The following is a 26059-nucleotide window of genomic DNA, read 5'->3' as shown; positions in this document are numbered from 1 at the left end:
TTTTTTACGGCTTCGGCCCGAACATCGCCTCAAGCTGCTTCGCGTCCGGCATACCGACAACCTGCTGGAGCTCATTCTGGTCATTGAGATAATAAATGGCCGGTGTGGCATTCGCCCCCAGACTGTCCATTAACGCCTGGTGTTTTTGCAGTATCGCCACTGTTTCACGCGAGGCGGTGCCTTCCGGTTTAGGCAGTTTTTTACCGCCGGACAGTTCATACTCCTTCCACGCCGTAACCGGATCTTTTGCATTCAGGATCGCAGATGCGTTACGGCCGCTGTTTGGGTTGAGGAACGCCACCAGCAGCGTATTGAGCTGCACCTTACCCGCCGTCACCCACGGCTGCGCTTCTGACCAGAATGCCTTGCAGTACGGGCAGAACGGGTCGGCGAAGACAAACACTTTGCGTGGCGCGTTATCCGCCCCCTCTTTCAGGGGGTGCGCAGCGTTAAGTTGTTTCCACATTTCGCGTCCCATCGGGGCGTAGATCTCTTTCTGGAAAATACCCTCGCTGAGGTTTTTACCCTTCTCGTCATAGAGATAACCCGAAATAACGTGCTTTCCGTCAGGTGTCAGAAAGAGCGTCACTCCCATGTCCTGATATTGTCCCAGCCAGGCGGGTGCGCCACCGGGTACGTCGATCTTCTTGAGGATCTTAATCTCCTGCTGCTCGCTAAAGGTCTTCACGACATCAGGTATAGCATCCGCAGCCTGCGCCAGCCCTGACGCGGTCAGCAGCGAAAGTAACAGTAATTTTTTCATGTCCCTCTCCGGTTTGTTCGGGGGCCTGAGGCCCCCTTCAGGTTAGCGGTTTTTCAGTGCATCGGTGACCATTTCATCAAACTGTTCGAAAGGCACCCAGCCGGGTAACAGCCCTTCGCCAATCAGCGTGGCCGGTGTTCCCTGAATACCCAGTTTTTCGGCGATGATCAGGCTGCGTTTTACCGTGACCAGGCTCGTATCATCCGGCGTTGCAACATTCACGCCCGCGCGCTTTTGCGCCTCCTGAATGCTGGCGTCATCGTGATACCCTTTTTTCGCCATCAGGGTTTCGTTGAACTTCATAAACTGCTCAGGGTGTGAACGCCAGACGGTTAACGCGTCGCGCGCGGCGGTTAGCGAGCTTTCCGAACGGAACGGCAAAAACTTAAACACCACGGCCACCTGCGGATGTTTCTCAACGATCTTCTCCAGATACGGATCGAATTTTTTGCAGTATGGACAGTTGTAGTCCGTAAACACCACCAGCGTCAGCGTTGGATTTTTGGCACCGATACGCGGCGAATCCGGGTCGTTAAACAGAAAATCGTAGACCAGCTTCTGAGCGCGTTGCTCCTGATCCGGGGTGATCGGGTCCGCCGCCATCACCTGGGCTGACGCGAAAAACAGCAGAAACGTAATAAGGATTTTTTTCATAACAGCGTTAGCTTTTTGCTTTGTTCAGGGTGGTCATCAGGGTGCGTTTGTCCAGCAATGGCGAGAGGATGTCGCCCTCCGGCGTTCCAGGGCCATACACCTGGTTAAACGGGATGGCGTAGCGATTGCGTGATTTCAGAAACGCCGCAATCGTCTCTGATGGCTGGCTCCAGTCTCCGCGTAGCGCCACCACATCCGGCTGGCGCAGCACGGCGATAACCTCCGGCTGATTCAGCACCCGGTGCTCATTCACCTTGCAGGTGACACACCAGTCCGCCGAGATATCCACAAACACCCGTTTCCCCTGCACAAGAGCATCGCTGATTGCCTCCTCACTGAGCGGCTGCCACGGGATCGTCTGTTCGCTATTCTCAGCCGTGGTTACCGGCGTTGCGTTCACTATCCCGCGCAGCTGATAGCCCCCGAATACGGCCAGCGCAATCACCACCACCCAGAAGAGCGGCGATGATGTCTGACCGCGAAGGGCATAGACCACAATGGCGACCACAATCAGAAGCAGCATGAGGATGTGGCTGAACATCTCGCCCAGATGCAGACTCAGCAACGTCACCAGCCACAGGCTGGAGGCCAGCATCATCCCCCCCAGAATCACCTTCAGGGTATTCATCCAGCGGCCAGGTTTTGGCAGCAACAAGGCGGTTTTGGGGATCAGCGCCACGAACAGCCACGGCAAGCTCATGCCCACCCCGAGCATCAGGAAGATAAGCCACAGGGAATGCAGCGGTGCGCCCAGCGCAAAGGCCACGGCCGTACCGAGGAACGGCGCGGAACACGGTGTGGCAAGCAGCGTGGCAAACACGCCTTCGCAGAAGCTGCCCGTCAGTCCGGTTCCGCCCGTTGTGGCGAGCCGTCCGGTGGCGGCGGAAGGCAGAAACAGCTCAAACGCACCAAACAGGTTCAGCGCGAAGATAAAGGTCACGGCAACCATCAGCCCAATAAACCACGGGTTCTGGAACTGGATGCCCCAGCCCAGCGACGCGCCGGTGAGTTTCAGAACGGTTACCATTGTGGCCAGCAGCATAAAGGAGGTCAGAATACCCGCACTGGTCGCCAGGAAACGCAGCCGGATTTTCCGCGTGTCCGTACCCGCCTGCAGGACGCTGCTGAGCTTCATGCCCATTACCGGCAATACGCAGGGCATCAGGTTCAGGATCAGCCCGCCCAGCAGAGCAAAGGCCAGCATTTTGACTGTTCCCGCTGGCGCACTCTGCACCACGTCTGCGGGGGCTGCGCCTACGGTCAGTTGCGTTTGCTGGGCTTTATCGCCATTGGTGACGACAAACGACAGCGTTTTCCCCGCAAGCGTCGCGGGTTTATCGCCCCACTCATCAGTGACCGGAACCGCGACCTGAAGCCGGTTTCCGGTGTGCTTAATCACCGGTTCGCCGGGCAGAATGTCACCCTCCAGCGGGTCAAAATAGATCCCGGGATTGACCCATTCGCCTTCCGTCGTGCCCGTCATCATCAGCTTGCCGTCTGATAACCAGGCGCTGAAGTCTGACGACACGCCTGACGCACCGGGTACTGAACGCATCGCGTCTTCAAATGCCGTACGAAAGCCCGCCTCCGCTGGCGCGCGGAAATCCAGATTCAGCTTGTAGTCCGTCAACAGACAGACGTTGCTGCAGGTTGAGAGCGTAAGCGTGGCGTCGAGCACATCCGCGTCCGTCCCGGCGATTGTAATGGGGATCGTAACGCTATCGTGGTAGCCCTGGGTCGTCAGGCCCGAGATATCAAAGCGGGAAGGAACCGGCCAGTACCAGGTATCCTTAACGCCCTGTGGCCAGCTGATTTTCGGGGCCACGCCGCCCTCGCCCGGCGAACGCCAGTAGGTTTTCCAGCCGGGCTGCAGCTCCACGCTGAGCAGGCCGATGATGCGGTCGTGATCCCGCTCAGCCTGAAAGCGGATGCGGGCGTGATCGTTTTGCGGTGACACCAGCCAGCCCGTATCTGCCGCATGAGCAATACCCATGCAGGACAGCCACAGGAGGACGAGTCCCCTGAAAAGGTTAACCATGTTTTACTCCGTGAATAGTGAAAATTATCGTGTGGTAACGATGCTTTTCATTCACGGAAAACGCAGTTTTTGAGGTGTATTCGGGGAGGCGGTGCCTGGACAGGCTGCTCCCTGGAGAGAAATGTGCGCCGTTGGGTAAACAACTGCAGCAGAGCGAAGAAGATAATAATCGCCGGTAGCGCACCGTCAAAAAACAGCGGCTGGGCGCAAAGCAAAGACTGTGCGCCAAGTTGACACGGCGACGGGCCGGGCTGTTCAGCTTCCTGACCCGGGGCGTCAGCCATCATGAGCGTTTGCACCTGAGGATCCAGCCCCTGTAAAAAATGGTTGAGATAAACCGCACGCTGAACCAGGCAAATTGCCATTGCCAGACACGTGATTATCAGAAGCCATTTACCGAGAAGCTGACGGTTGCGCATAACGTTCCAAAATAACAAGACGCCCCGATCATAAACGATAGTGATGAATCTACAAGTCCCGACAGTGTAAGGTTTTGTCTGCCGGGAACATTATCCCCCTGTCAGCGCGTCATACACATCCCGCAATCGCGTGCGCAGGAACAACACGGCCTTATGCTTACGCGATAATAATGCCTGCTCGCTAACCGCGGTTTCCCCGGCCAGCAATTTGATGCTGTAGCCTTGTAGCTCCGTCTTCTCAAAGACCTCGCGCTGCGCTGCGGGCAGTTCAGCCAGCGCCTGCCCCAGCTCTTCCCACAGCAGCGTTTTGAGGTACTCCTCTTCCGGGGTATGCGGATCGCCGAACAGGGTTTCAGCGATCTCATCTTCCGGAAAATCGTCATCCTCCTCGCCTGTGAAACTGAAATAACCGGAGAGCGATACTTCACGCTTTTTCCGCGCCCGGTCGGTCATCTCATTTCGCGCCGCGCGAAACAGCCACGCGGCAACGTTTTCGACCGGCTGTTCCACCTTCATCAGCTGATACGTGATCTCCTGCAAAATATCGTCGGCGTCGTCACGTACCGGCGTTCTTCCGCGAATAAAGGCTCTCAGCCGGGCGCGGCAGGCATTAACCGCCGACATCAGCAAGGATCCGCCCGCCTCCCCGGTTTTCATCTCGCTCACTCTGCGTCCGGCGCTTTTGGCGCGTTGTCTTCACGCTTGTCATCACGGTGGCCGTGCCAGCCACAGTGCCCGCGACCATGGCGACCAAATCCTTCCCGGCGCTGCTGCATGAACGCTTCACGCTGTTCGGGCGTCATGTTCATCCAGCGTTCGTGCATCCGGCGGTGCGCACCAAACATACCCGGACGGAACCCCAGACCACCAAACAGGATCCGGCTCAATATCAAAATGCCCAGCGCCTGCCAGAAGCCAATGGCTTTCACGCCGAGGATCGCCGGGAGTAAGGCGTTCCACAGGGACATCACCAGCAGGCCGAGCACGATAAAAATGACCGCGCCGATGACTAAGCCCTTGCCCATACGGTGGCGACCGAATCCGCGCCCGTGACCTCTGCCGTGCATATCAAACTCTCTCATGGTGTTGACCTCGTTTACAGTAACTGATTATGGCTTGTGATGAGGTAGACGGATGAGGAACAAGAATATTGCTAAAAATTTTTCAAAACATCGTAGTCAATGTGGTTTACGCTTTTCGCGACTGACGAATGGAAACAGCATAAAAATTAGAACCCGTAATAATGCCGATCTGTTCGCGCTTTTAAACCAGGTTATTTATTCAGCAGGTTTGATATTGATGCTTTTTAAATGCCCCATTCCAGTTATTGAGATTATTCCTATAATCATCCAAAAAAACTTCCATTTAACAATAATCTAAAGCGAGGCTTAATTAACTATTTTTAGTTAAAGGTTTGTAATCATTACATCTCTGTCTATTATTCATAGCGTCATGCCCTGCAGCAGGAAATAGAAACAGACACATTAAAAAGGAGCAATCCGGTAATGATAGGCAGACTGACGAATTATATCCTCTGGTACCACACTGTCTGGGTGTTTATATTTTTATTAGTGGTCGGCGTGGCTGCTGGCGTATTTTTTAATGCCATACTGCATTTTCATGGGGATGACGCATTCCTGACAGGATTAATTTTCTTTTTATTCCCGGCGCTACTGGTATGCCTTCGGCTACATCGGCTATCAGCGAAACATCGCCAAAGATAATGCCCGTCGCACCGGTTGTTGAATCAAAACACCTGGCAAAATTAAGCTGAAACCAACTACTTAGCCGCGTTTATTGCCGGGTGGCGCTACGCTTACCCGGCTTACAATTCACAATAATATCAAGCCTGCACTGGCAAACTAAAACTCGAAATACTCCGCGTGAGCTGCTGGGCCTGCTCTTCCAGCGACGCGGCCGCCGCGGCGGACTGTTGCACAAGCGCGGCGTTCTGTTGGGTCACGCCATCCATCTCCGTCACTGCCTGCCCGACCTGACTAATCCCGCGGCTTTGCTCTTCAGAGGCCACAGAGATCTGCTCCATCAGCGTGTTCACTTTATTGACGGAACTGATAATCGAGTCAATGACCTCCCCTGAGCGCCCCACCAGTTCGGCACCGTTTTTGACGCTGGAAACCGACTGGGCAATCAGGCTTTCGATGTCCTTGGCCGCCACCGCGCTTTTCTGCGCCAGCGTGCGAACTTCGCTGGCTACCACGGCAAAACCACGCCCCTGGGTACCGGCGCGCGCCGCTTCTACCGCCGCGTTGAGCGCCAGAATGTTGGTCTGGAAAGCGATGCTGTTGATCACGCTGGTGATGTCCTCGATGCGCTTCGAGTTTGCGGCGATGGTATTCATCGTTTCAATCACTTCACGCGTGACGGCCTCCCCGGTGTGGGCATTTTTCACCGCGTCCTGCACCAGTTTTCCGGCCTGATAGACGTTATCGGTGTTATTGGCGACGGTCGCGGTCAGTTCTTCCATGCTGGCCGCCGTCTGGGTTAGCGCAGAAGCCTGCTGTTCGGTGCGCGAAGCCAGGTCGATATTCCCGGAGGCAATCTCCTGTGCGGCATGGGTCACGGTATGACTCGCGTCACGCACCTGGGCGATGGTTGCCAGCAGCGCCTGGCGCATCTGCTCCATAGAGCCCATCAGGTGATCAATTTCATTGCCGGAATTCCCCTTCACCGGCACCGGAATATCGAGTTTGCCTGCGGCAATCTGGCTGCAATGTTCACGTGCCAGATTAACCGGTGCCAGAACAAGGCGTTTCATCAGCAGGCTGACGGCGGCGATCACCAGCATAAACAGCAGTGCGATAGCGGCGATAATCGCCAGGCCAGAAACAAAGTTGCTGCTCGCATCTTCGTTCAGGCTTTTGGCATAGGCCTGGTGTACGGCCAGAACCTGGTCGAGGACAATCTCATACTGACGATCGAGGCGCGAGACTTCCGGTATCAGGGCGTTGAATTTGGCAATATCGTGCGCGGCGGCAGCATCAATGAGCGGTGCCAGCCCCTGGTTACGGTAATTCTGCCAGGCATCCTGATAAGCGCTTACCAGCGGCGCTTCATCCGTCAGACGGGGAGACGCCATAAAGGCAGCAAAGGCGCGATCGGCTTTGGTCAGTGCCTCTTTAACTGCGGCGAGCTTCGCAGATTCATCCGCTGATGCGCCCGCCTCTACCATCTTCACATACTCCATCACCCGGACGCGCAACGTGCGGCTATGGTTGATGGGATCAATAATTGACAGCACCACCTGGATCTCTTTGTTCACGTTATCCAGGGAGTTATTACTTTTGATGATGAGGCCAACGCTGGTGAGGGTGCTGGCGATAAAGAAGAAAAGCAGCGAGAAAAAGACAATCAGGGATGATTTTTTTAACGACATGAACCGATACCTCAAAGAAAATTATTCCTTATGGTTATCGGCTAAACCAAAACTTAAATTAATTAAAGTTATTGATGTATCCCGTCGTCCGGCAGGGCTATTCTGCCGCTTTATAGCGCCGCTGCAGGGTGGCATCCAGTTTCCGCTGCACGGGCTCCGGCGTTTCACCGTCAATCAATTTCCCAATCAGATCAAAGCAGTGCCATGCAAGCTGACGGTTATCCTGGCGCACGGTATCCACCGGGATCGTGAGCGAGTCGTAAAGATAGTGATCGTCAAAGCTCGCTAACCTGATGTCACTTTGCAACAGATTGTGCTGCCCCATGTAGCGCAGCACCCCTTCCAGCAGGCCGCAGGCGGCGGTGAACAGGGCTTTTGGCGGACGCCCCAGGCGAGCACAGAGTTCGGCGAACATCTCGTAACCGGAACTCGGGTGATAATTTCCGTGAATGATCCACTCCGGGCGCAGCGTAACGTTCGCGTCGCGCAGACCCTGTTTAAACCCTTCAAGGCGGTCGCGCGTGGGGGAAAGCCGTGGCTGCCCACCGAGGAAGTAAAACTCATCGGGGTGCTGGCGGGCAATGTCGGCCACCAGTTTGGCTGTCGGGGTAATGGAATCGGTGATCACCAACGGCAGCGAGCTGTCATTCATGTGGCGGTCAAAGAGCACCACGGGCAGCTGTTCACTCAGTTTCTGGTAATCCGCATCGTTGAGCATGCTGGAGGCAACAATCAGCCCGTCGACCTGACGCGCCACCATGTTGTTGACCACCACGGTCTCCTGCCCCGGATTTTCATCGCTACAGGAGATGAGCAGCTGAACGCCCGCCTCGCGGCACAACGTCTCCAGTTCGTGAGAAAACACGGCAAACCCGTAGTTGGTGATCTCCGGGACCACCAGACCAATGGTGTGGCTGCGGTTATCGCGCAGCGAGCGGGCGTGAATGCTGGGCTGGTAGTGATGCTCTTTCGCAATGGCCAGCACGCGCTCACGGGTCTCTTCCGCCACGCGCAGCTCTTTGCTGCGTCCGTTCAGTACCAGGCTGGCGGTGGCTTTTGACACTCCCGCCAGCTCCGCGATGTCTTTAATGGTGACGCGTTTTGTTTTTCTCACAACGACTTAGATCCGGCTGCCAAAACCGCTATTCTACCATGCAGCCGCGCAGCGACCAGTAGCGTAATGTGATGTCGGACGCACCTTCGAATCGCACACGGGCCGGTTGGTCAGGAAAATAGCGACTGCTCATCACCCCTTCGCCGTGGTTGATGAAAATTTCGACGCTGGAGCGGTCGCACAGAACGCGCAGATGGTGAACCTCACCCAGCCAGTAGCGGGTTAACGTCTCACCCGTTTGCAGGCTGGCACGTTCCAGACGCAGGCCATTGCCATCGACCGTGAGGTGCAGCGCACCGGCAAAATCCAGTTTCGCGCAGGCAGCGCTCAGCTCGAACTCAAGGCGCGAGGCATCAAGCTCCGGCGCATCGCAGGCGTTGCCCTGCCAGTGCAGTTCCTCTTCACGCAGCATTTCCAGCTCACGCACCGGAGTCTGCCAGAGCTTGCCGTCGCGGTAGCGCAGCTCTCGCGGACAGGTCATCTGATGGATCCAGCCCTGTGCCCGGGTGGGCTGCAGCATCTCTTCCCCGTCAGGCACGCCCATCCAGCCAATCAGGATCCGCCGGCCATCTTCCGCCAGCGTCGTTTGCGGTGCGTAGAATTCAAAACCGGCATCCAGTTCGTGTAACGCACCGTGCTCAAATGCGCCGCGCTGATAGTCAAACGCCCCGCTCATCCAGGCCGCCGGATAGGTGTTGAGATAACGATGCGGCTCACGGGCCAGCCCCTGCGGGCAGCAGATCAGAACGTGCGTCCCGTCGAGGGCAAACAGGTCCGGGCACTCCCACATATATCCCGCATCCGTGAGTCCGTTGACGCCGTGACCGGCGATTTCTCCGCACGATTCCCACGTGTGCAAATCGGCAGACCTGAACAGCAGCACTTTGCCCCGCTTTTGCACATCCTGCGCGCCCAGCACCATGTACCACTGCCCGTCGTGCTGCCACACTTTCGGGTCGCGCACGTGGCCGGTGTAGCCATCCGGCAGCGCCAGCACCGGCCCCAGTTTTTTAAAGGTCCCGTCCGGTTGTTCCACCGCCAGGCACTGCCAGGCGGTGCGGCTGCCGTCATCGAATTTAACGTTGCCGGTATAGCACAGCGTCAGCATCCCGTTGTTGTCCACGGCGCTGCCGGAATAGCAACCGCTGCGGTCGTACTCTTCATCTGGCATCAGCGCCATCGGCTCGTGCTGCCAGTGCAGCAGATCGTGCGAACTCCAGTGCCCCCAGCATTTATAGCGGTGATCGCAGTCCAGCGGGTTCCACTGATAAAACAGATGGTAGCGCCCGGCAAACCAGATAAAACCGTTCGGATCGTTCATTAGCCCCGTCACTGGTGCCGGGTGCCACTGCGGGTAGTGGCGGTCGGCACGCGCGCGCGGTTGGCCTTTCATCACGGCCTGCAGCATGGCAGGCCAGCGGGAAGGTAATGTCATTATTCAGAGTCCGTTTTATATTTCAGCAGCAGCGAGACGGTAAACGCCACGCCAAAGGCAATCACCATGCCGATAATATAGTTGAGCAGCGAACTGGCCTGCACGATGGCCATCCCCGGCAGCGCCGTCAGCCCTACCGCCGTCATGTAGACATGCACCGACACCACCCATGCGCCGCCCACCGCACCGCCAATCAGCGCGGCCACAAACGGTTTCACGAAACGCAGGTTGATACCAAAGATAGCGGCTTCGGTAATGCCGAGCATGGCCGAGAACGCCGACGGTAAGGTAATGGCTTTGATTTTTGCGTCTTTGGTTTTAAACCACACCGCCAGGCACGCACCACCCTGCGCCACGTTCGCCATGGCCCAGATGGGCAGCAGGAAATTAACGCCAATCGACGGATTCCCCAACAGCCCGGCTTCAATCGCGTGGAAGCTGTGGTGAATGCCGGTAATAACAATCACGGAATAGAGCCCGCCGAACAGCAGACCGGCCAGCCAGCCCGCGTGGGTAATCAGCGTGCTCAGAATAAAGGAGATGCCATCGCCTAACGCGCGTCCCGCCGGGCCGATAATCAGCAGCGCGATAAAACCGGAGAGAATGACGGTCAGGAACGGCGTCAAGATCAGGTCTAACGCATCCGGGATGACCTTGCGCAGATTTTTCTCCACAATGCTCATAAACCAGACGGCCAGCAGCACCGGGAACACCGTTCCCTGATAGCCAATCATGGCAATCTCAAGGCCGAAAAAGTTCATGGTGTGGAAGCCGGACGCCACGCCCCAGGCGTTGGTCAGCGCCGGGTGGGTCAGAATGCCACCTAGCGTGGCGCCTAAATAGGGATTACCGCCAAACTCACGCGCGGCGGTAAAACCAATCAGGATCGGTAAAATAATAAACGCCGCCGAGCTGCACATATCCAGCATGATGTAGATGGCGTTATCGGCATTCACCCAGCCGTAGGTTTTCACCATTCCGAGCAGGCCCATCAGCAAACCGGACGCAACAATGGCGGGAATGATCGGTACGAAAATATTGGAAAGCAGGCGGGCAATGCGCTGGAACGGGTTGAGCTTACGCGCCGCGAGATCTGCCGCTTCTGACTTGCTGGATTCACCAATCCCTGCCGCCTGAATAAAAGCCGCGTAAACCTTATTCACCACGCCGGTGCCAAAAATCACCTGCATCTGGCCCGCGTTACGAAAACAGCCTTTCACCCCCTCGACCTTGCCGATGGCCTGCTGGTCAGCAAGCGCATCGTCGACCAGCACCAGACGAAGGCGCGTTGCGCAGTGCGCGGCACTGGCGATGTTCTCTTTGCCACCGAGCAGCGGAATGAGCGCACGGGAAATATTATCAAAATCCATAGTTACCTCTGCCTGACTTCATTTTTATGATGTTTGATACGCTCCCGCCTGGCGGGAGCGTGAAGGGTTAAAACCAGGTTTCCATCTGGACCCCAAAGTTCCATTCCCCGCCAGCGTTAAAGCCGCTGCTGCCAAAGGCGTCATCGCTGGCGTAGTTATCCAGTTTGCTGCTCCAGTCCATCCAGGTGGCAAACAGGCGCAGTTCAGGACGGCTGAAGAAATCGCCAATTTTGCCCGCCTTTAAGGTCGGTGCGAAGGTCAGCTTGTAGAAGCTGCCGTTAACGGCGTTGCGATCTTTGTAGCCTTCCGGGTTCAAATCCATGTACTGATAGCTGCCCTCAAACGCCAGGGCGAAATTCTGCGTAACCTCTTTGATAAGGCGGGTATTGAGCGTAACCCACTCGTAGCTGTCGCCTTTGACGTAGCGGTCTTTACTGCTCTGGGCCAGTACAGCAGGCGCGATATGCCAGCCACCGCCGAGTGGCGTGACACCGTAACTTGCGAAGCGCCAGGTATCGGCTTCTGACAGCAGCGCGCCATCAGAGCCGATGCTTTTAACTTCTGCCCCCAGGCCGTGACCATACAGCAGCGCCGTTTTCGCTGAGCCTTCCCGCAGTCCGTAGAAGCTGTCATTGTGCAGACCCACCAGGGCATGCACGCCGGTGTTCGCCGCATCGGTTTTAATCAGATCGCCATTGCTGTCCTTGCGTTCGTCGTTATCCTTCGCCCGCAGGCCGCTCACCATGAGCTGGAATGGCCCGGCAAAGTGATTCATGCTGAGGATATAGTTCTGAACGTTGTTGTCGATCTGCTCTTCGCTGCCGAAGTTGCGCCCGTAAATCGAGAAGTTGCTGCGCAGCGTATCATTCCACTTCACGTCGTAGACACCGCCGCCGGTACCGGCGAGGAACACGACATCAGAATCCAGCCAGTGAATATCAAAGTTATCGCGGTCAAAGCGTTTGCCGGCCCAGAAGGTACTCCCTTTCAGCGCGCCAGTGAAATCAGGCAGATTGCCCAGCTCGGCAAAGGCCTGACGAATGTTAAGATCGCTGGTATCGGCTGACCAGTCGTTATAGGTCTTCTGCCCGTCGGCTAACATGGCCTTAAAGCGCGTGGTCGCCCCACTCTCCAGCGTCTGTTTGTGTTCCACATTCAGCTCAACGTAGGTATCCGCTTCGTTACCCAGACGACCGACCGCGCCCCCGGTTTCCCCGGCAGGTGTCAGATACGGACCGCTTTTGCTGCTGGACGCCGCATCATTCATCAGCAGGCCTGAGCGGGCATAACCGTGAAATTCAAAACCACTGCTCTGATCGGCTTTCTTTTCCAGCATTGTGGTACGCTGGGCCACCTCCTGGGTGGTGGTCTGCGTTTGCTGCTGGGCGGCAACCAGCTGCTGCGTTTTTTGTTCTGCTGCCGTCGCGCGTTTCTCCGCATTCTGGGCGCGCATTTCCGCATCCTGAAGACGCTGTTCCAGCGCCGCCAGGCGCGATTCAATGCTTGTCATATCGGTCTGGGCAAAAACAGAGGTACTACCGGCCAGCATGCCAATCATCACGGCAAGTCTGCGTTTTTTATACATTTTGTCGCATCCCTAAAAAAAGTGTTTTGATAATGCTAAATTGCTAAACCGGTTTAGGTTGCTGATACTAAACCCGTGAAATTTGGATCGGCAATACTTTTTGCTAAACCGTTTTAGTAAGTGTGATCGAGGCGACAATTCAGGCCGCCGGTCGGCGGCCAGGAAGGAATTACAGGTTGTGACGGTACGGCAGCGCGGTCATTGCCCCTTTGGCCGTCGTGGCCAGTGCACCACAGCGCTGGGCCAGTGCAAGGGTTGTTGCCAGATCCTGGCCTGACGAGGCCAGGCCGAACAGCAACCCTGCGACGAACGCATCGCCTGCGCCGGTGGTATCAACACACGCTACAGGTGTGGCCGGATAGTGTGTCGTGATGCCCTCATGCCAGGCCATTACCCCCTCTTTACCCAGCGTCACCAGCACCAGTCGGGCCGGACAATGTTGCATCAGCGCCGCCAGACCGGTTTCGATATGGGATTCGCCGGTCAAAAACGTCAGCTCTTCAACGGAGAGCTTCACCACGTCCGCGCGCTGTAGCGCCAGTTCGAGGCAACGGCGGAGCTCGCCCTCATCCTGCCAGAGGTCGGGGCGAATGTTGGGGTCGAAGCTGACAAAACCACCGGCTTTTTTAATTGCATCCATCGCCTGAAAAGTGGCAGAGCGACTCGGCTCCGCGCTGAGTGCAATGGAGCAGACGTGCAGCCACTCTTTGGCCCTGAAAGGCGGCAGATCGGTGGAATCGAGAAACAGATCGGCGCTCGGCCGAACCATAAACGTAAACGAGCGTTCGCCCTGTTCGTCCAGATCAACCACCACCGTTGAGGTGCGGTGAGCCGGATCGAGGCGCATCCACTGCACATCAACCTGCTCATCCGCCAGCGTTTTCTGCATAAAGCGGCCAAACGGATCGTCGCCAACCCTGCCAATAAAGGCACTTTTTCCGCCCAGTCGGGCGATGCCGACCGCCACATTTGCCGGTGCGCCGCCGGGACATTGCAGCAATTTGCCGTCCCCCTCTGGCAGTAAATCCACCACTGCATCACCGAGTACCCAGATTTTATCCATGTCATCCCCGTAGCTAAACTATGTTAAACCGTTTTAGCTATTTAAACACAGGCTGACCAAAGGGGAAATAATCAGGAAGGAAAAAGCGTTATCGTACCAGGTGTGGCCAGTGAATATCGCCCACCCCGTTAAGCTGCGGCCGGGCAAACAGAAACCCCTGGAAACGGCGAATACCGGCGGATTCCAGCCAGCACCACTCCTCCAGCTTCTCAATGCCTTCCGCCACCAGCGTGATCTCAAGGTCGGTGCAGCAGCTCACTATCGATCGGACAATCGCCTGTTTTGGGCCGCTGAGATGAATATTGCTGACTATTTCCCGATCGATCTTGATTTTATCCGGCTGGAAGCGGGTAAGCAGCGAAAGCCCCGCATACCCGGAGCCGAAATCATCGATCGCCAGGCCAATACCTTCACCCCGAAGCTGTTTGATCGCGCTGTTGAACTTGTTAAAGCCGGAAATCATCTCGTTTTCAGTCACTTCTATGACCACCTGCTCCGGCTGAAGCCCGTGTTGTCTGATTTGCTCCACAAGAAACTCGACCGCCCCGGGCACCTTGACCAGCGACATGGGGAGTAAATTCACCGCAATTTTATGGCTGCCGATACCCAGTTTCTCCGCAAGCGCAAAGGCATACGCTTTGGTTTGCAGATCCACTTCGTAGAGCTTGTCCTGATCGAGCGTTTTGAAGAAATGTTCCGGGCTCCCGCCATCGTTGCCACGAATAAGCGCTTCAAGTGAACTGATTTTCCCTTCCGAAGGCTCGACTATCGGCTGCAGCGCAAACTGACAGATTTGACCGGCTATCAACCCCATGGCCTCACCGAAGGGCGCTTTTTCACATGCGAGCGTCCATTTTCCCGCATCCACCGGGTTCCTCGTCTGGCCGGTATGTTTCCCGGTGATAAAGGTCTGAATGAATTTGAACACCCGATCATCGGATATGAGATAGCTTTCCAGCTGGCTGTAATGCAAAACCGACTCAAGCACCTCTTTTGGGGACTGGACCTGCAGGTCAAACAGCAGCATGCCGACATTGTCAAACCGTCTGCGGGGGCCGTAATCCCGCATCAGTTCGACGACGCCACTGTGGCGCTCATCATCGCGAATTTTGTGGAACAACTTCACGACGCTCTCTTCCGCGCCCTCAAGAATTTGCATGACGTCACAGCCGTTCGAGAGCAGGACACCCGTGATGTTCAGTTTGGCATTGCGGCTTCGTGCTCGTTCTACCAGCGCGCTTAATTCTGCGGACCGGCAGGATAAATGTAACTGGCTTCGATAAATCAGCGTGGTGAGCACAGGAATGGGTTCCAGAATAAGGGAGGCGCCGGGGAAGTTACTGTTTAACATACTTCACCAGCGCTACCTAATAAATTAACGGCTTAAGGGATCACCCTTTTTCCTCCGTCCCGATGCGGTTGTCGATCCGCATCTTCATGTAGTCGTAAAACGGATTTGAGGTCACCCGCATCAGGGCATCTTTACCCACGCTCAGTACGGAGGTCTCTCCCCACAACGCAATGGTGCCCAGGCTGATACCATAGCGGTTTTTCACGGCAGGATGCCGGCCATACAGATCGTCATCAGGCGGGAAAGGTACGGCGACATGCGAAAGCGAATAGACCTCCGGCGGATACTGCTGCGCCAGCGGCTCCACGGTCTCCTCTGTGCTGCCTGCGGGGATGTGCTTCGCGACCGTGGCGAAACGCTCCGCACTGGCGTTGGTAACAATCGTGACACTGTAACGTCTTTGCGCAGACGGCAACAACTCAGAGAGGGCCGTCCACGACGACGGCCGGAATAACGGGCGGAAACTCGCCGCCTGGTTGATATCAAACACCACCAGTTCACTGCCATTGGCCGGAAGCTGGTCGAATAACCCCGTGACAACCGCACGGGTACTGACGGTGGAATCCATCACCGACTGAAAGGCCAGTACCGGCGGCAACCGATCCAGCGTGTGGTTTGGTGCAGCGCGGCCAATCTGCTCCTGCAGCGCCTTCGTCAACAGCCACGACTGACGCGCCGCGTTTACCGGGAAAGAATTGTATTTGTAAGGGTTATACTCCGGCGCGATATTCAGCCAAGCCGCTTTCGCAAACGCCGGTAACAGTGCCGGTAAGCCTGCGAATCCGGCAAAGCGGGCAAACGCCGTGACGCCGATCATCGGTGACAACAACACCAGTTGCTGAGGTTTTCGCAGCGAAGGCGACTCCAGCGCGTCCAGGGTGTATTTCATCGCCAGCGCCCCGCCGTTGGAATAACCCACCAGATGCAAAGGAACGTTATCCCCCGCCAGGCGGGTGGCTTCGCGCACGGCAAGACGCGTCGCCGCCAGCCACATCTCCCAGTCAACGTTTGTCAGCGCCCCCGGCGCCGTCCCGTGTCCGGGCAGGCGCGGCACCACGGCCACAAATCCGCGCTGCTGATAATCAACGGCAAGGTGCTTAACGCTATAGGGCGAATCGGTGAGTCCGTGCAGTAAAACTACTGCACCACGCGGTTTACCGGCAGGCATCAGCACAAACGAGCGATTTGCATCCGGAGTAAATTTTCCGGGCCAAACCAGGCTCTGACGGTAGTAGCGGTTTAAGGCGGTACGCTCCTCCCCCTTCGTTTTTGCCGTGACCGCGTTATCCAGGTCGGTGAAGATGGCCTTTTCCCGGTCGAGATAGTCAGCAAAGTTCGCCTTATCCAGCTCGCTTACGCTCATTTCATTCGCACGCCTGGTATGCCAGAGATGTAACGCCGGCCCCTGCTGCGAGAGATATACCCGCACTGCCAGCAGCACAACCACGATAATCCCTATGACCATCGCCACTTTCTTTGCGAGAGCCATCAGGCGCACGCTGACACGCCAGGGCAGATTCGCCATGCCGGGTTCCTTCTCTTAGTCACTGTGTTTGTATCTTATCAAAAATGTGAAGGGGCTGAGGTATTCACCAAATTCATCTCTGTCGTATCCGACAATGCACCAAAAGTGAACTACGCTGCACAAATGTTGATCATTGGTTAATCAAATATTGCATGAAATTTACAGCACAGCGGCTTTTCGCCGTCATGTGAACATGGCACGCGTCATGCATTGTTAACCAGGTAACAGAATTCCGGCCATTGACAGCCGGTTAACAGCGAGGCGGTAATGACCACCAAACCTGAAATGCTGAACCGTATCGAAGCCACCTTCAGCCAGCTGACGCCCAGCGAAAAGCGTGTGGCAAGCTGGATGCTGGCGCACGCCGCGCTGATACCGTTTGAGACGGCAGAGAGCGTGGCGCTGACTACCGGCACCAGCGGGATCACCGTCGGGCGCTTCCTGCGCAAGCTGGGGTATCGCAATCTGGACGATGCCAAAAAAAGCCTGCGCGATCCTTATCAGCCCTGGGGAATGAACGAACGCCTGGACTCCTGGCAACAGCAGCGTCCGCTCTCGGATCGCCTCCAGCACTCCCTTTCACTGGAGGTGGACGCAATCACCCATGTTTATCAGCTGGCACAAACCGATGTCTTTAAGCAAATCGTCCATCAGCTCACCCATGCTGAGGCGGTGTTTGTGCTGGGTATTCAGTCAACGCGCGGGATTGCCAACGCCTTCTTCAGCCACCTGGAATATCTGCGCCCGCGCGTGAGCTACTCCGAGGGGTTATCCGGCAGTTGGGTTGAATCGCTCAACTCCGGTTTTGACCACCCTTATGTGGTGCTGACCGATACCCGCGCCTATTCCGCCATTGCCCGGCAGTACTGTCGTGTCGCAAGTGAGAAAAGTATTCCGATGGCCCTGATCACCGATATCTGGTGTCCGTGGGCGCGGGATTACCCTATTGATTTATTGCAGGTTAAAACCGATACCGGCCACTTCTGGGATTCGCTGGCCCCTGTGAGCTGTCTTTTCAACCTGCTGCTGTCAGGCGTGGTCCAGGCGCTGGGTGATGCGCTTGCAGACCGTCTGACGATAAACCGTGAATTACAACAAGAGTTTGGACAATTCGAACGCTAAAGGAGCGGAGCTATGCCCGAAGAGAGTGAACTGATTGATGTCGCCAGAATGTTTCCTGAGTTGCATATCGATCTGAAATACGCCACCGCCGACAACCTGACTGGCCGTCCCATTTATCAGGAGGCGCTGTGTTTGCTGCATACCGATGCCGCCACCGCGCTGGCGAAATCGATTGGCATCGCCACGCTCGCCGGACTGAAACTGGTGGTCTACGACGCCTATCGCCCTCAGCAGGCCCAGGCGCAGCTGTGGGATGCGTGCCCGAACCCGGAATATGTGGTGGATGTAGCCATTGGCTCCAATCACAGCCGCGGCACGGCCATCGACGTCACCCTGATGGATGAACATAACAACGTGCTGGATATGGGGGCCGGGTTTGATGAGATGGATGACCGTTCTCATCCGTATCATCCCTCTGTGCCGCCGCACGCCCAGCGCAACCGCCTGCTGCTTAACGCCATCATGTTTGGCGGCGGCTTTGTGGGGATCGGCAGCGAATGGTGGCACTTCGAGTTGCCAAACGCCGCCAGTTATCCCCTTCTTGACGATCGTTTCGCCTGTTTTCCGTTGACGCACACCCCTCTTTAAACCTGGAGCACTGCCATGAAAACAACGCTTCTCACGACGCTTATCGCCGCCACGCTGGCCCTGAGCATGCCTGCTGCGCAGGCCGCCGTTCCGAAAGACATGCTGGTGATAGGTAAAGCCGCCGACCCGCAAACCCTCGATCCGGCAATCACCATTGATAACAACGACTGGACCGTCACCTATCCGTCCTATCAGCGTCTGGTGAAGTACAAGCCTGGCACCACGGAGGTCGAAGGCGATCTGTCCACGGGCTGGAAGGCATCTGAGGATCAGAAAGAGTGGACCTTCACCCTGACGGACAACGCGAAATTCTCTGACGGCACGCCGGTCACCGCTGAAGCGGTAAAACTGTCGTTTGAGCGCCTGCTGAAGCTCAGCCAAGGGCCGTCTGAAGCGTTCCCGAAAGATCTCAAAATTGATGCCGTTGATGACCACACGGTGAAGTTCACCCTCAGCCAGCCGTTTGCTCCCTTCCTCTATACCCTGGCGAATGACGGTGCATCGATTATTAACCCGGCCGTACTAAAGGCCAATGCCGCCGATGATGCGCGGGCTTATCTGGCGCAGAACACCGCCGGTTCCGGGCCATTTATGCTGAAGAACTGGCAAAAAAGTCAGCAGCTGGTGCTGGTGCCTAACCCGCACTGGGCGGGAGATAAGCCCCACTTTAAGCGCGTCTCGGTGAAAATTATCGGTGAAAGCGCGTCGCGTCGCCTGCAGCTTTCCCGTGGCGATCTGGATATTGCCGACTCCCTGCCTGTCGATCAGCTTTCTGCGCTCAAGCAGGAGGGCAAAGTCGCCGTGGCGGAGTATCCGTCCCTGCGCGTGACCTATCTCTATCTCAACAACAGCAAAGCGCCGCTGAATCAGGTGGATTTGCGTCGGGCCGTCTCCTGGGCAACCGATTATCAGGGGATGGTGAAAGGCATTCTCAGCGGTAACGGCAAGCAGATGCGCGGCCCGATCCCGGATGGCATGTGGGGCTTTGACGCCACCGCCATGCAGTACAGCTTTGACGAGGCCAAAGCGAAAGCGGCGCTGGAGAAAGTCAAAGATAAACCGGCCAGCCTGACGTTCCTCTACTCGGACAACGACCCGAACTGGGAGCCTATCGCCCTCTCCACTCAGGCCAGCCTGGGCAAGCTCGGTATCAACGTCAAGCTGGAAAAACTGGCTAACGCCACTATGCGCGACCGCGTGGGTAAAGGCGACTATGACATTGCCATTGGCAACTGGAGCCCGGACTTTGCCGACCCGTACATGTTCATGAACTACTGGTTTGAGTCGGACAAAAAAGGTCTGCCGGGCAACCGCTCGTTCTATGAGAACAAAGAGGTCGATTCCCTGCTGCAGGCGGCGCTGAAAACCACGGACCAGGCGGAGCGCACCCGCGATTACCAGCAGGCGCAGAAGATTGTAATTGACGAAGCGGCCTACGTTTATCTGTTCCAGAAGAATTACCAGCTGGCAATGAACAAAGAGGTCAAAGGCTTCACCTTTAATCCAATGCTCGAGCAGGTGTTCAACATCGCCACCATGAGCAAGTAACGGTTTCGCCGGGGGAAAGTGTATGACGTTCTGGAGCATTGTGCGCCAGCGCTGCTGGGGGTTAATCCTGGTAGTAGCCGGTGTCTGTATCATCACCTTTATCATTTCACACCTGATCCCCGGCGATCCGGCCCGCCTGCTGGCCGGTGACCGTGCCAGCGACGATATTGTGCAGAACATTCGCCAGCAACTGGGACTGGATCAGCCGCTCTATATCCAGTTTGGCCGCTATGTGGACGCCCTGGCGCACGGCGATTTAGGGACCTCTATCCGTACCGGGCGGCCGGTGGCGGAAGATTTAAAAGCCTTCTTCCCTGCCACGCTGGAGCTGGCGTTCTGTTCCCTGCTGCTGGCGCTGGTGATCGGCGTTCCGCTGGGGATTTTATCGGCGGTCTACCGCAACCGCTGGCTGGATCATCTGGTACGGCTGATGGCGATGACTGGGATCTCCACACCGGCCTTCTGGCTGGGTCTGGGCGTCATCGTCTTGTTCTACGGCCATCTGCAGCTTCTGCCCGGCGGCGGCAGGCTGGACGACTGGCTCGACCCGCCTGCCCACGTGACGGGCTTTTATCTGCTGGATGCCCTGCTGGAGGGTAACGGCGAGGTCTTTTTCAACGCCCTGCAACACCTGATTTTACCGTCACTGACGCTGGCGTTTGTTCATCTTGGCATCGTGGCGCGTCAGGTACGTTCCGCCATGCTGGAGCAGCTCAGCGAAGATTACATTCGCACCGCCCGCGCCAGCGGCTTGCCGGGCTGGTATATCGTCCTGCGGTATGCCCTGCCGAATGCGATGATCCCGTCCATTACCGTACTCGGGCTGGCGCTGGGCGATCTGCTTTATGGTGCGGTACTGACCGAAACCGTCTTTGCCTGGCCAGGCATGGGCGCCTGGGTGGTGACCTCCATTCAGGCACTGGATTTCCCTGCCGTCATGGGCTTCGCCGTGGTGGTTTCACTGGCCTATGTGGTCGTCAATCTGGTGGTTGATCTGCTCTATCTGTGGATTGACCCTCGTATCGGGCGCGGAGGTGCCGAATGATGTTGACTGAGGAAACGCCCGTCCCCGTAAACACAACGAAACCGGGCATCGACTGGCCAAGGCTGTTCTGGATGCTGCGTCAAAGCCCGCTCACGCTGATCGGCGGGGTGATTATGCTGGTGATGCTGTTGCTGATGGTAACTTCACCGTGGATCGTCCCCCATGATCCGAACGCGCTGGATCTCACTGCCCGGTTGCAGGCCCCGTCTGCGCAACACTGGTTTGGTACCGATGAAGTCGGACGCGATCTGTTCAGCCGCGTGCTGGTCGGTAGCCAGCAATCCATTACCGCCGGGCTGGCGGTGGTGGTGATTGCCGGGAGTATCGGCTCGCTGCTGGGCTGTTTGTCCGGCGTGCTGGGCGGGCGCGGCGATGCCATCATTATGCGGGTGATGGACATTATGCTCTCCATTCCTTCCCTGGTACTGACCATGGCACTGGCGGCGGCGCTTGGGCCGAGTCTGTTTAACGCCATGCTGGCGATTGCGATTGTGCGTATCCCGTTTTACGTTCGCCTGGCGCGCGGGCAAACCCTGGTGGTGCGCCAGTTTACCTATGTGCAGGCCGCCCGTACATTTGGCGCGTCGCGCTGGCATTTGATCAGCTGGCACATTCTGCGTAACGCCCTGCCACCGCTGATCGTGCAGGCCTCACTGGATATTGGCAGCGCCATTCTGATGGCCGCCACGCTGGGCTTTATCGGCCTTGGGGCACAGCAGCCCACCGCCGAATGGGGAGCGATGGTGGCCGTGGGCCGCAACTATGTGCTCGACCAGTGGTGGTACTGCGCCTTTCCTGGTGCGGCAATTCTGATCACTGCCGTCGGGTTTAATCTATTTGGTGACGGCATTCGCGACCTGCTGGATCCGAAATCGGGAGGAAAACAGGCATGAGCGAAGCAGTATTAACCATTGAAGATTTACACCTGAGCTTCCCGATATTTCGCGGCGAAGTTCACGCCCTGAACCACGTATCGCTGGAGATCAAACGCGGCGAGATTGTTGGCGTAGTGGGCGAATCCGGCTCCGGAAAATCGGTAACGGCGATGCTGACCATGCGTCTGCTGCCGGAGGGCAGTTACCGGATCCATCGCGGGCAGGTAAAACTGTTGGGTGAAGATGTCCTGAATGCATCCGAGAAACAGCTCCGCCAGTGGCGCGGTGCCAAAGTGGCGATGATTTTTCAGGAGCCGATGACAGCGCTGAACCCAACGCGACGAATTGGCAAACAGATGGTGGAGGTGATCCGCCAGCATCAGCCCCTTTCACGGCGTGATGCCGGGAAAAAAGCGATCACCCTGCTGGAAGAGATGCAGATCCCGGATGCGGCGGAGGTCATGGAACGTTATCCGTTCGAGCTGTCCGGCGGCATGCGCCAGCGGGTGATGATTGCGCTGGCCTTCTCCTGCGAGCCTGAACTGATTATTGCCGATGAGCCGACCACCGCACTGGACGTCACCGTCCAGCTACAGGTACTGCGATTGCTGAAGCATAAAGCGCGGGCCAGCGGAACCTCGGTACTGTTTATCAGTCACGATATGGCGGTGGTTTCACAGCTCTGCGATCGGATGTATGTCATGTACGCCGGGAGCGTGATTGAAAGCGGCACCACGCAAACGCTGATCCACCATCCCGTTCATCCCTATTCCATCGGCCTGCTGCAGTGTGCGCCTGAAAACGGCGAGCCGCGCGAGATGCTGCCTGCCATCCCCGGTACGGTGCCCAACCTTAGCCAGCTTCCGCGCGGGTGTGCTTTTCGGGAGCGCTGTTTTGCTGCGGGCGTAAAATGCACTGAAACGCCGCGCTTACTGCCTCAGGGGGCCGAAGGCCAGCGGGCGGCCTGCTGGTATCCGCAACAGGAGAAAACCCATGTCTGACGTACTGCTGGAACTGGATCGCGTGCACGTTAACTTTCCCGCACGCAAAAACTGGCTGGGGCGGGTCACGGAACAGGTGCATGCTCTTAACGGGCTGGATCTTCAGATCCATCGCGGCGAAACGCTGGGGATTGTTGGCGAATCCGGCTGTGGTAAAAGCACACTGGCGCAGCTTTTAATGGGGATGCTCAAACCCAGTGCCGGCCTGTGTGCACGGACAAACCACGCGGGCGGTATGCAGATGGTGTTCCAGGATCCGCTCTCGTCGCTTGACCCGCGTCTGCCGGTCTGGCGCATTATCACCGAGCCGGTGTGGGTGCAAAAACGCAGCAGCGAACGGGAACGACGTCAGCTTGCTGAAAACCTGGCGCAGCAGGTCGGTATCCGCCCGGAATACCTCGACCGCCTGCCGCACGCCTTTTCCGGCGGGCAGCGCCAGCGTATTGCTATCGCCCGCGCTCTTTCCTCTGACCCGGACATCATCGTGCTGGATGAGCCCACCAGCGCGCTGGATATTTCCGTACAGGCGCAGATCCTCAATTTACTGGTGAAGCTGCAGCAGGAACGCAACCTGACCTATGTGCTGATATCCCATAACGTCTCGGTTGTCAGGCACATGAGCGATCGCGTGGCGGTGATGTATCTGGGGCAGATTGTCGAACTGGGCACGGCGGCACAGGTGCTGGTTACGCCGCGTCATCCCTACACCCGGCTGCTGCTCGATTCCGTTCCCAGAACCGGTGAGCCGCTGGATGAAAACCTGGCGCTGCGTAAAACGGATCTCCCGGGGAACCGCCATCTGCCCGAGGGGTGCTATTTCCGCGACCGTTGTCCGCAGGCCACGCAGGGGTGTGAACGCCCGCAGCCGCTACAGCCTTCACACGAGGGCCGTAGCGTGCGCTGCTGGCGTAATGTGGATTAAATTTGCGCCATCCCACCATCAACAAACAGCTCGGTGGCGTTAATAAAGCTGGCCGCGTCAGAGGCCAGAAACGCCACCACTTTCCCCACCTCGCCCGGCGCACCTAAACGTCCTAACGGAACCTGTGCAGCCAGCGCATCGTACAGCCCCTGACGATGTTCTTCTGGCACCAGTTCGCCGAGTCCCGGGGTTTTGACGGGGCCAGGACTGACCACGTTGATACGGATCCCACGGCCCTGCAGATCCAGCGCCCAGGAGCGGGCAAAGTTGCGCACGGCGGCTTTGCTGGCGCTGTAGACGCTAAAGTTTGCCGTTCCCTTTATCGACACCGTTGAACCGGTCAGAATAATGGACGACCCGGCAGATAACAGCGGCAGCGCTTTTTGTACTGTAAACAGCACTCCGCGCACGTTTGTGCCGAAAATACGGTCAAACTGCTCCTCGGTGATTGCTCCCAGCGGCAGCATATCTCCGCCACCCGCATTGGCGAACAAAATATCGAGACGCCCTTCTTCTTTTGCTATCTGCGCATAGACTCGATCCAGATCGGCGAGTTGTGAGACGTCGGCACGAATACCCACCGCACGGGAATCAATTTGTGCGACGGCGGCATCCAGCTCGGCCTGTCGACGACCGGTGATATAAACTTTGGCGCCTTGAGCCGCCAGCTCCTGCGCCGTGGCAAGACCAATACCGGTGCTGCCGCCAGTGACCAGTGCGATTTTTTCGAAGAGCGTTGTGTTCATGTCATTTACCTTTTGTTGGGTTTGCGGTGCGCGTTTTTGCTTGCGCTGGAGACACATTAGCCCTTGCCGGATTAGTGAAAAACCAGCAAAACTGAAAATGACTATTCACAGACAGAAATAATCGAGAGAAAAAGATGGACCAGCTCATGGCGATGCGCGCCTTCACGCGGGTTGTGGAAACCGGGAGCTTTACCCGAGCGGCTGATTCGCTAAACATGCCCATTGCCACACTGAGCAAGCTTGTGAAAGCGCTTGAGGCGCATCTTGAAATACGGCTGCTGCACCGTACCACCCGCCGGGTGGTCACGACGCCGGAAGGCGCGGAGTATTATGAAAAAGCGGTCAGGGTGCTCATTGATATCGAAGATATCGATACCTCGTTTCGCGTCTCTCACGCCACACCGAAAGGACATCTGCGGGTGGATATTGGCGGTTCGACTGCCCGCGACGTGCTCATCCCCCTGCTCCCGGATTTCATGCAGCGCTACCCGGATATTCGCATCGATCTTGGCGTGGCGGATCGTCCTGTTGATTTGATCAGCGGCAACGTGGATTGTGTGATCAGAGGCGGTCCGCTGAACGATTCCACCCTTATCGCCCGTCATCTGGGCGACGCCGACATGGTGACCTGCGCAACGCCGGGCTATCTGAAAAAGCACGGCGTTCCGGCTTATCCCCAAGAGTTGCGTAACGGACATAAACTTATAAGCTATCTCTCCCCGGTCACCGGGCGGCCCTTTCCGTTTCGCTTCAGGAAAGGCGGCGAGGTGCAGGAGATCGGCATTTCGCACTATCTCGGCGTTAATGAAAGCAATGCGCACCTGGCAGCGGCGGTGGCAGGATTGGGCATCATTCAGACGTTTACGTATTCAGCAAAGACATATCTTCAGGCGGGTACGTTACAAGAAATTTTAAGCGACTGGCACCCGGCGGCGTATCCGTTTCACGTGGTTTACCCGCAAAACCGGCATCTGACGCATCGCCTTAAGGCGTTTATTGCATGGCTGGCAGCGGTTTTTCCTGCTGCGCTGAAGGGATAGCCGGGCCTTCGCCCGGCTCAGACTTAGTTAAGTTTATAGTCCAGCGTGATTTCCGCTTTCAGTACCTGCGACACCGGGCATCCTGCTTTCGCTTTCTGGATGATGCCGTCGAATTTCTGCGGATCGATACCCGGTACGGTGACCTTGCTGTTTAGCGCAATTTTGCTGATCGCGAAGCCGCCATCGGTTTTATCCAGCGAGACATCCGCCGTGGTATCAATGGAATCGGCGGTATAGCCCGCTTCACCAATCATCAGCGACAGCGCCATTGAGAAACAGGCGGCGTGGGCTGCGCCAATCAACTCTTCCGGGTTAGTGCCTTTAGCGCCTTCGAAGCGGGTGTTAAAGCCGTAAGGTTGTTGATTCAGGACGCCACTTTCCGTTGAGACCGTCCCTTTGCCATTTTTGATATCACCAGACCAGTGTGCCGAACCGTGCTTATGAATCGTCATTCTTGCTCT

Annotated in this window: 24 protein-coding genes; 8 read left to right on the top strand and 16 right to left on the bottom strand. The window is 56.9% G+C overall.

What is annotated here, in order from left to right; genetic code table 11:
- Nucleotides 1-4 precede the first annotated feature (4 nt).
- The 14 genes from dsbG to VF709_RS17230 all read right to left on the bottom strand — a co-directional run bounded on the left by dsbG (nt 5) and on the right by VF709_RS17230 (nt 16711).
- Nucleotides 5-763, bottom strand: a complete 759-nt coding sequence (gene dsbG, locus VF709_RS17295; RefSeq protein WP_020688674.1) for a thiol:disulfide interchange protein DsbG — start codon at nt 761-763, stop codon at nt 5-7.
- A 42-nt stretch (nt 764-805) separates the two neighbouring features.
- Nucleotides 806-1417: a DsbA family protein gene (locus VF709_RS17290; RefSeq protein WP_029883313.1), complete on the bottom strand. Its 612-nt coding sequence runs from the start codon at nt 1415-1417 to the stop codon at nt 806-808.
- Nucleotides 1418-1424: 7 nt separating this feature from the next.
- Nucleotides 1425-3455, bottom strand: a complete 2031-nt coding sequence (locus VF709_RS17285; RefSeq protein WP_440232050.1) for a protein-disulfide reductase DsbD family protein — start codon at nt 3453-3455, stop codon at nt 1425-1427.
- 47 nt (nt 3456-3502) lie between these two features.
- The gene (locus tag VF709_RS17280; RefSeq protein ID WP_013096558.1) at nt 3503-3874 is read right to left on the bottom strand and encodes a hypothetical protein; all 372 of its coding nucleotides are present in this window, start codon (nt 3872-3874) and stop codon (nt 3503-3505) included.
- Nucleotides 3875-3964: 90 nt separating this feature from the next.
- On the bottom strand, nt 3965-4531 hold the full coding sequence (locus VF709_RS17275; protein ID WP_080292718.1) for an RNA polymerase sigma factor: 567 nt from the start codon (nt 4529-4531) through the stop codon (nt 3965-3967).
- 5 nt (nt 4532-4536) lie between these two features.
- The gene (locus VF709_RS17270) at nt 4537-4956 is read right to left on the bottom strand and encodes a hypothetical protein (protein ID WP_013096556.1); all 420 of its coding nucleotides are present in this window, start codon (nt 4954-4956) and stop codon (nt 4537-4539) included.
- Between the two features lie 761 nt (nt 4957-5717).
- On the bottom strand, nt 5718-7268 hold the full coding sequence (locus VF709_RS17265) for a methyl-accepting chemotaxis protein (RefSeq protein WP_013096554.1): 1551 nt from the start codon (nt 7266-7268) through the stop codon (nt 5718-5720).
- Nucleotides 7269-7365: 97 nt separating this feature from the next.
- Nucleotides 7366-8382 carry a LacI family DNA-binding transcriptional regulator gene (locus VF709_RS17260; protein WP_020688679.1) on the bottom strand — a complete coding sequence of 339 codons (1017 nt, stop codon included), beginning with the start codon at nt 8380-8382 and terminating at the stop codon, nt 7366-7368.
- Between the two features lie 28 nt (nt 8383-8410).
- On the bottom strand, nt 8411-9817 hold the full coding sequence (locus VF709_RS17255) for a sucrose-6-phosphate hydrolase (protein WP_149896701.1): 1407 nt from the start codon (nt 9815-9817) through the stop codon (nt 8411-8413).
- The gene (locus tag VF709_RS17250) at nt 9817-11187 is read right to left on the bottom strand and encodes a sucrose-specific PTS transporter subunit IIBC (RefSeq protein ID WP_029883319.1); all 1371 of its coding nucleotides are present in this window, start codon (nt 11185-11187) and stop codon (nt 9817-9819) included. The genes VF709_RS17255 and VF709_RS17250 overlap by 1 nt, the downstream gene beginning before the upstream one ends.
- 67 nt (nt 11188-11254) lie before the next feature.
- Complete coding sequence (locus VF709_RS17245) at nt 11255-12772, bottom strand: carbohydrate porin (RefSeq protein ID WP_139936505.1); 1518 nt, start codon at nt 12770-12772, stop codon at nt 11255-11257.
- A gap of 169 nt (nt 12773-12941) precedes the next feature.
- On the bottom strand, nt 12942-13835 hold the full coding sequence (locus tag VF709_RS17240; RefSeq protein ID WP_038981781.1) for an aminoimidazole riboside kinase: 894 nt from the start codon (nt 13833-13835) through the stop codon (nt 12942-12944).
- 88 nt (nt 13836-13923) lie between these two features.
- On the bottom strand, nt 13924-15135 hold the full coding sequence (locus VF709_RS17235) for a diguanylate phosphodiesterase (RefSeq protein ID WP_038420913.1): 1212 nt from the start codon (nt 15133-15135) through the stop codon (nt 13924-13926).
- A 91-nt stretch (nt 15136-15226) separates the two neighbouring features.
- Nucleotides 15227-16711, bottom strand: coding sequence for an alpha/beta hydrolase (locus VF709_RS17230; RefSeq protein WP_440232046.1), 1485 nt, complete (start codon nt 16709-16711; stop codon nt 15227-15229).
- Between the two features lie 267 nt (nt 16712-16978).
- Here VF709_RS17230 and VF709_RS17225 point away from each other — a divergent pair, with 267 nt between their 5' ends.
- From VF709_RS17225 to VF709_RS17195, 7 genes are read left to right on the top strand one after another with little or no spacing between them, the layout of a single operon-like run.
- The gene (locus VF709_RS17225) at nt 16979-17833 is read left to right on the top strand and encodes a MurR/RpiR family transcriptional regulator (protein ID WP_013096546.1); all 855 of its coding nucleotides are present in this window, start codon (nt 16979-16981) and stop codon (nt 17831-17833) included.
- Between the two features lie 12 nt (nt 17834-17845).
- Complete coding sequence (gene ddpX / locus VF709_RS17220; RefSeq protein ID WP_013096545.1) at nt 17846-18421, top strand: D-alanyl-D-alanine dipeptidase; 576 nt, start codon at nt 17846-17848, stop codon at nt 18419-18421.
- Between the two features lie 15 nt (nt 18422-18436).
- Nucleotides 18437-19969, top strand: a complete 1533-nt coding sequence (locus VF709_RS17215) for an ABC transporter substrate-binding protein (protein WP_440232043.1) — start codon at nt 18437-18439, stop codon at nt 19967-19969.
- A gap of 22 nt (nt 19970-19991) precedes the next feature.
- Entirely contained in the window at nt 19992-21014 is a 1023-nt protein-coding gene (locus VF709_RS17210) for an ABC transporter permease (RefSeq protein ID WP_149896704.1), read from the top strand.
- Nucleotides 21011-21907, top strand: coding sequence for a D,D-dipeptide ABC transporter permease (gene ddpC, locus VF709_RS17205; RefSeq protein ID WP_095455249.1), 897 nt, complete (start codon nt 21011-21013; stop codon nt 21905-21907). The genes VF709_RS17210 and ddpC overlap by 4 nt, the downstream gene beginning before the upstream one ends.
- The gene (locus VF709_RS17200; protein WP_020688688.1) at nt 21904-22890 is read left to right on the top strand and encodes an ABC transporter ATP-binding protein; all 987 of its coding nucleotides are present in this window, start codon (nt 21904-21906) and stop codon (nt 22888-22890) included. Before ddpC ends, VF709_RS17200 begins: the two co-directional genes overlap by 4 nt.
- Entirely contained in the window at nt 22883-23812 is a 930-nt protein-coding gene (locus VF709_RS17195) for an ABC transporter ATP-binding protein (RefSeq protein WP_029883328.1), read from the top strand. The genes VF709_RS17200 and VF709_RS17195 overlap by 8 nt, the downstream gene beginning before the upstream one ends.
- Here the strand turns inward: VF709_RS17195 and VF709_RS17190 are convergent.
- Nucleotides 23809-24558, bottom strand: coding sequence for an SDR family NAD(P)-dependent oxidoreductase (locus VF709_RS17190; RefSeq protein WP_029883329.1), 750 nt, complete (start codon nt 24556-24558; stop codon nt 23809-23811). The genes VF709_RS17195 and VF709_RS17190 overlap by 4 nt on opposite strands.
- A 134-nt stretch (nt 24559-24692) precedes the next feature.
- On the opposite strand from VF709_RS17190, the gene VF709_RS17185 reads away from it, so the two are divergent.
- Nucleotides 24693-25598 carry a LysR family transcriptional regulator gene (locus VF709_RS17185; RefSeq protein WP_013096538.1) on the top strand — a complete coding sequence of 302 codons (906 nt, stop codon included), beginning with the start codon at nt 24693-24695 and terminating at the stop codon, nt 25596-25598.
- Nucleotides 25599-25621: 23 nt separating this feature from the next.
- Here VF709_RS17185 and VF709_RS17180 read toward each other — a convergent pair whose 3' ends face one another.
- Complete coding sequence (locus tag VF709_RS17180; protein ID WP_020690322.1) at nt 25622-26050, bottom strand: OsmC family protein; 429 nt, start codon at nt 26048-26050, stop codon at nt 25622-25624.
- Nucleotides 26051-26059: the final 9 nt, after the last annotated feature.

This window comes from Enterobacter sp. Lyrl_3 (genome assembly GCF_051948675.1).
GTDB lineage: Bacteria > Pseudomonadota > Gammaproteobacteria > Enterobacterales > Enterobacteriaceae > Enterobacter > Enterobacter cloacae.
The sequence above is the reverse complement of the archived record's forward strand: the minus strand, read 5'-3'. Positions and strand labels throughout refer to the sequence as shown.

What these genes read in the sequence shown, in the direction of transcription:
- dsbG (WP_020688674.1), bottom strand. Translation starts at nt 763, where the DNA reads ATGAAAAAATTACTGTTACTTTCGCTGCTGACCGCGTCAGGGCTGGCG.
- VF709_RS17290 (WP_029883313.1), bottom strand. Translation starts at nt 1,417, where the DNA reads ATGAAAAAAATCCTTATTACGTTTCTGCTGTTTTTCGCGTCAGCCCAG.
- VF709_RS17285 (WP_440232050.1), bottom strand. Translation starts at nt 3,455, where the DNA reads ATGGTTAACCTTTTCAGGGGACTCGTCCTCCTGTGGCTGTCCTGCATG.
- VF709_RS17280 (WP_013096558.1), bottom strand. Translation starts at nt 3,874, where the DNA reads ATGCGCAACCGTCAGCTTCTCGGTAAATGGCTTCTGATAATCACGTGT.
- VF709_RS17275 (WP_080292718.1), bottom strand. Translation starts at nt 4,531, where the DNA reads ATGAAAACCGGGGAGGCGGGCGGATCCTTGCTGATGTCGGCGGTTAAT.
- VF709_RS17270 (WP_013096556.1), bottom strand. Translation starts at nt 4,956, where the DNA reads ATGAGAGAGTTTGATATGCACGGCAGAGGTCACGGGCGCGGATTCGGT.
- VF709_RS17265 (WP_013096554.1), bottom strand. Translation starts at nt 7,268, where the DNA reads ATGTCGTTAAAAAAATCATCCCTGATTGTCTTTTTCTCGCTGCTTTTC.
- VF709_RS17255 (WP_149896701.1), bottom strand. Translation starts at nt 9,817, where the DNA reads ATGACATTACCTTCCCGCTGGCCTGCCATGCTGCAGGCCGTGATGAAA.
- VF709_RS17250 (WP_029883319.1), bottom strand. Translation starts at nt 11,187, where the DNA reads ATGGATTTTGATAATATTTCCCGTGCGCTCATTCCGCTGCTCGGTGGC.
- VF709_RS17245 (WP_139936505.1), bottom strand. Translation starts at nt 12,772, where the DNA reads ATGTATAAAAAACGCAGACTTGCCGTGATGATTGGCATGCTGGCCGGT.
- VF709_RS17240 (WP_038981781.1), bottom strand. Translation starts at nt 13,835, where the DNA reads ATGGATAAAATCTGGGTACTCGGTGATGCAGTGGTGGATTTACTGCCA.
- VF709_RS17230 (WP_440232046.1), bottom strand. Translation starts at nt 16,711, where the DNA reads ATGGCGAATCTGCCCTGGCGTGTCAGCGTGCGCCTGATGGCTCTCGCA.
- VF709_RS17225 (WP_013096546.1), top strand. Translation starts at nt 16,979, where the DNA reads ATGACCACCAAACCTGAAATGCTGAACCGTATCGAAGCCACCTTCAGC.
- ddpX (WP_013096545.1), top strand. Translation starts at nt 17,846, where the DNA reads ATGCCCGAAGAGAGTGAACTGATTGATGTCGCCAGAATGTTTCCTGAG.
- VF709_RS17215 (WP_440232043.1), top strand. Translation starts at nt 18,437, where the DNA reads ATGAAAACAACGCTTCTCACGACGCTTATCGCCGCCACGCTGGCCCTG.
- VF709_RS17210 (WP_149896704.1), top strand. Translation starts at nt 19,992, where the DNA reads ATGACGTTCTGGAGCATTGTGCGCCAGCGCTGCTGGGGGTTAATCCTG.
- ddpC (WP_095455249.1), top strand. Translation starts at nt 21,011, where the DNA reads ATGATGTTGACTGAGGAAACGCCCGTCCCCGTAAACACAACGAAACCG.
- VF709_RS17200 (WP_020688688.1), top strand. Translation starts at nt 21,904, where the DNA reads ATGAGCGAAGCAGTATTAACCATTGAAGATTTACACCTGAGCTTCCCG.
- VF709_RS17195 (WP_029883328.1), top strand. Translation starts at nt 22,883, where the DNA reads ATGTCTGACGTACTGCTGGAACTGGATCGCGTGCACGTTAACTTTCCC.
- VF709_RS17190 (WP_029883329.1), bottom strand. Translation starts at nt 24,558, where the DNA reads ATGAACACAACGCTCTTCGAAAAAATCGCACTGGTCACTGGCGGCAGC.
- VF709_RS17185 (WP_013096538.1), top strand. Translation starts at nt 24,693, where the DNA reads ATGGACCAGCTCATGGCGATGCGCGCCTTCACGCGGGTTGTGGAAACC.
- VF709_RS17180 (WP_020690322.1), bottom strand. Translation starts at nt 26,050, where the DNA reads ATGACGATTCATAAGCACGGTTCGGCACACTGGTCTGGTGATATCAAA.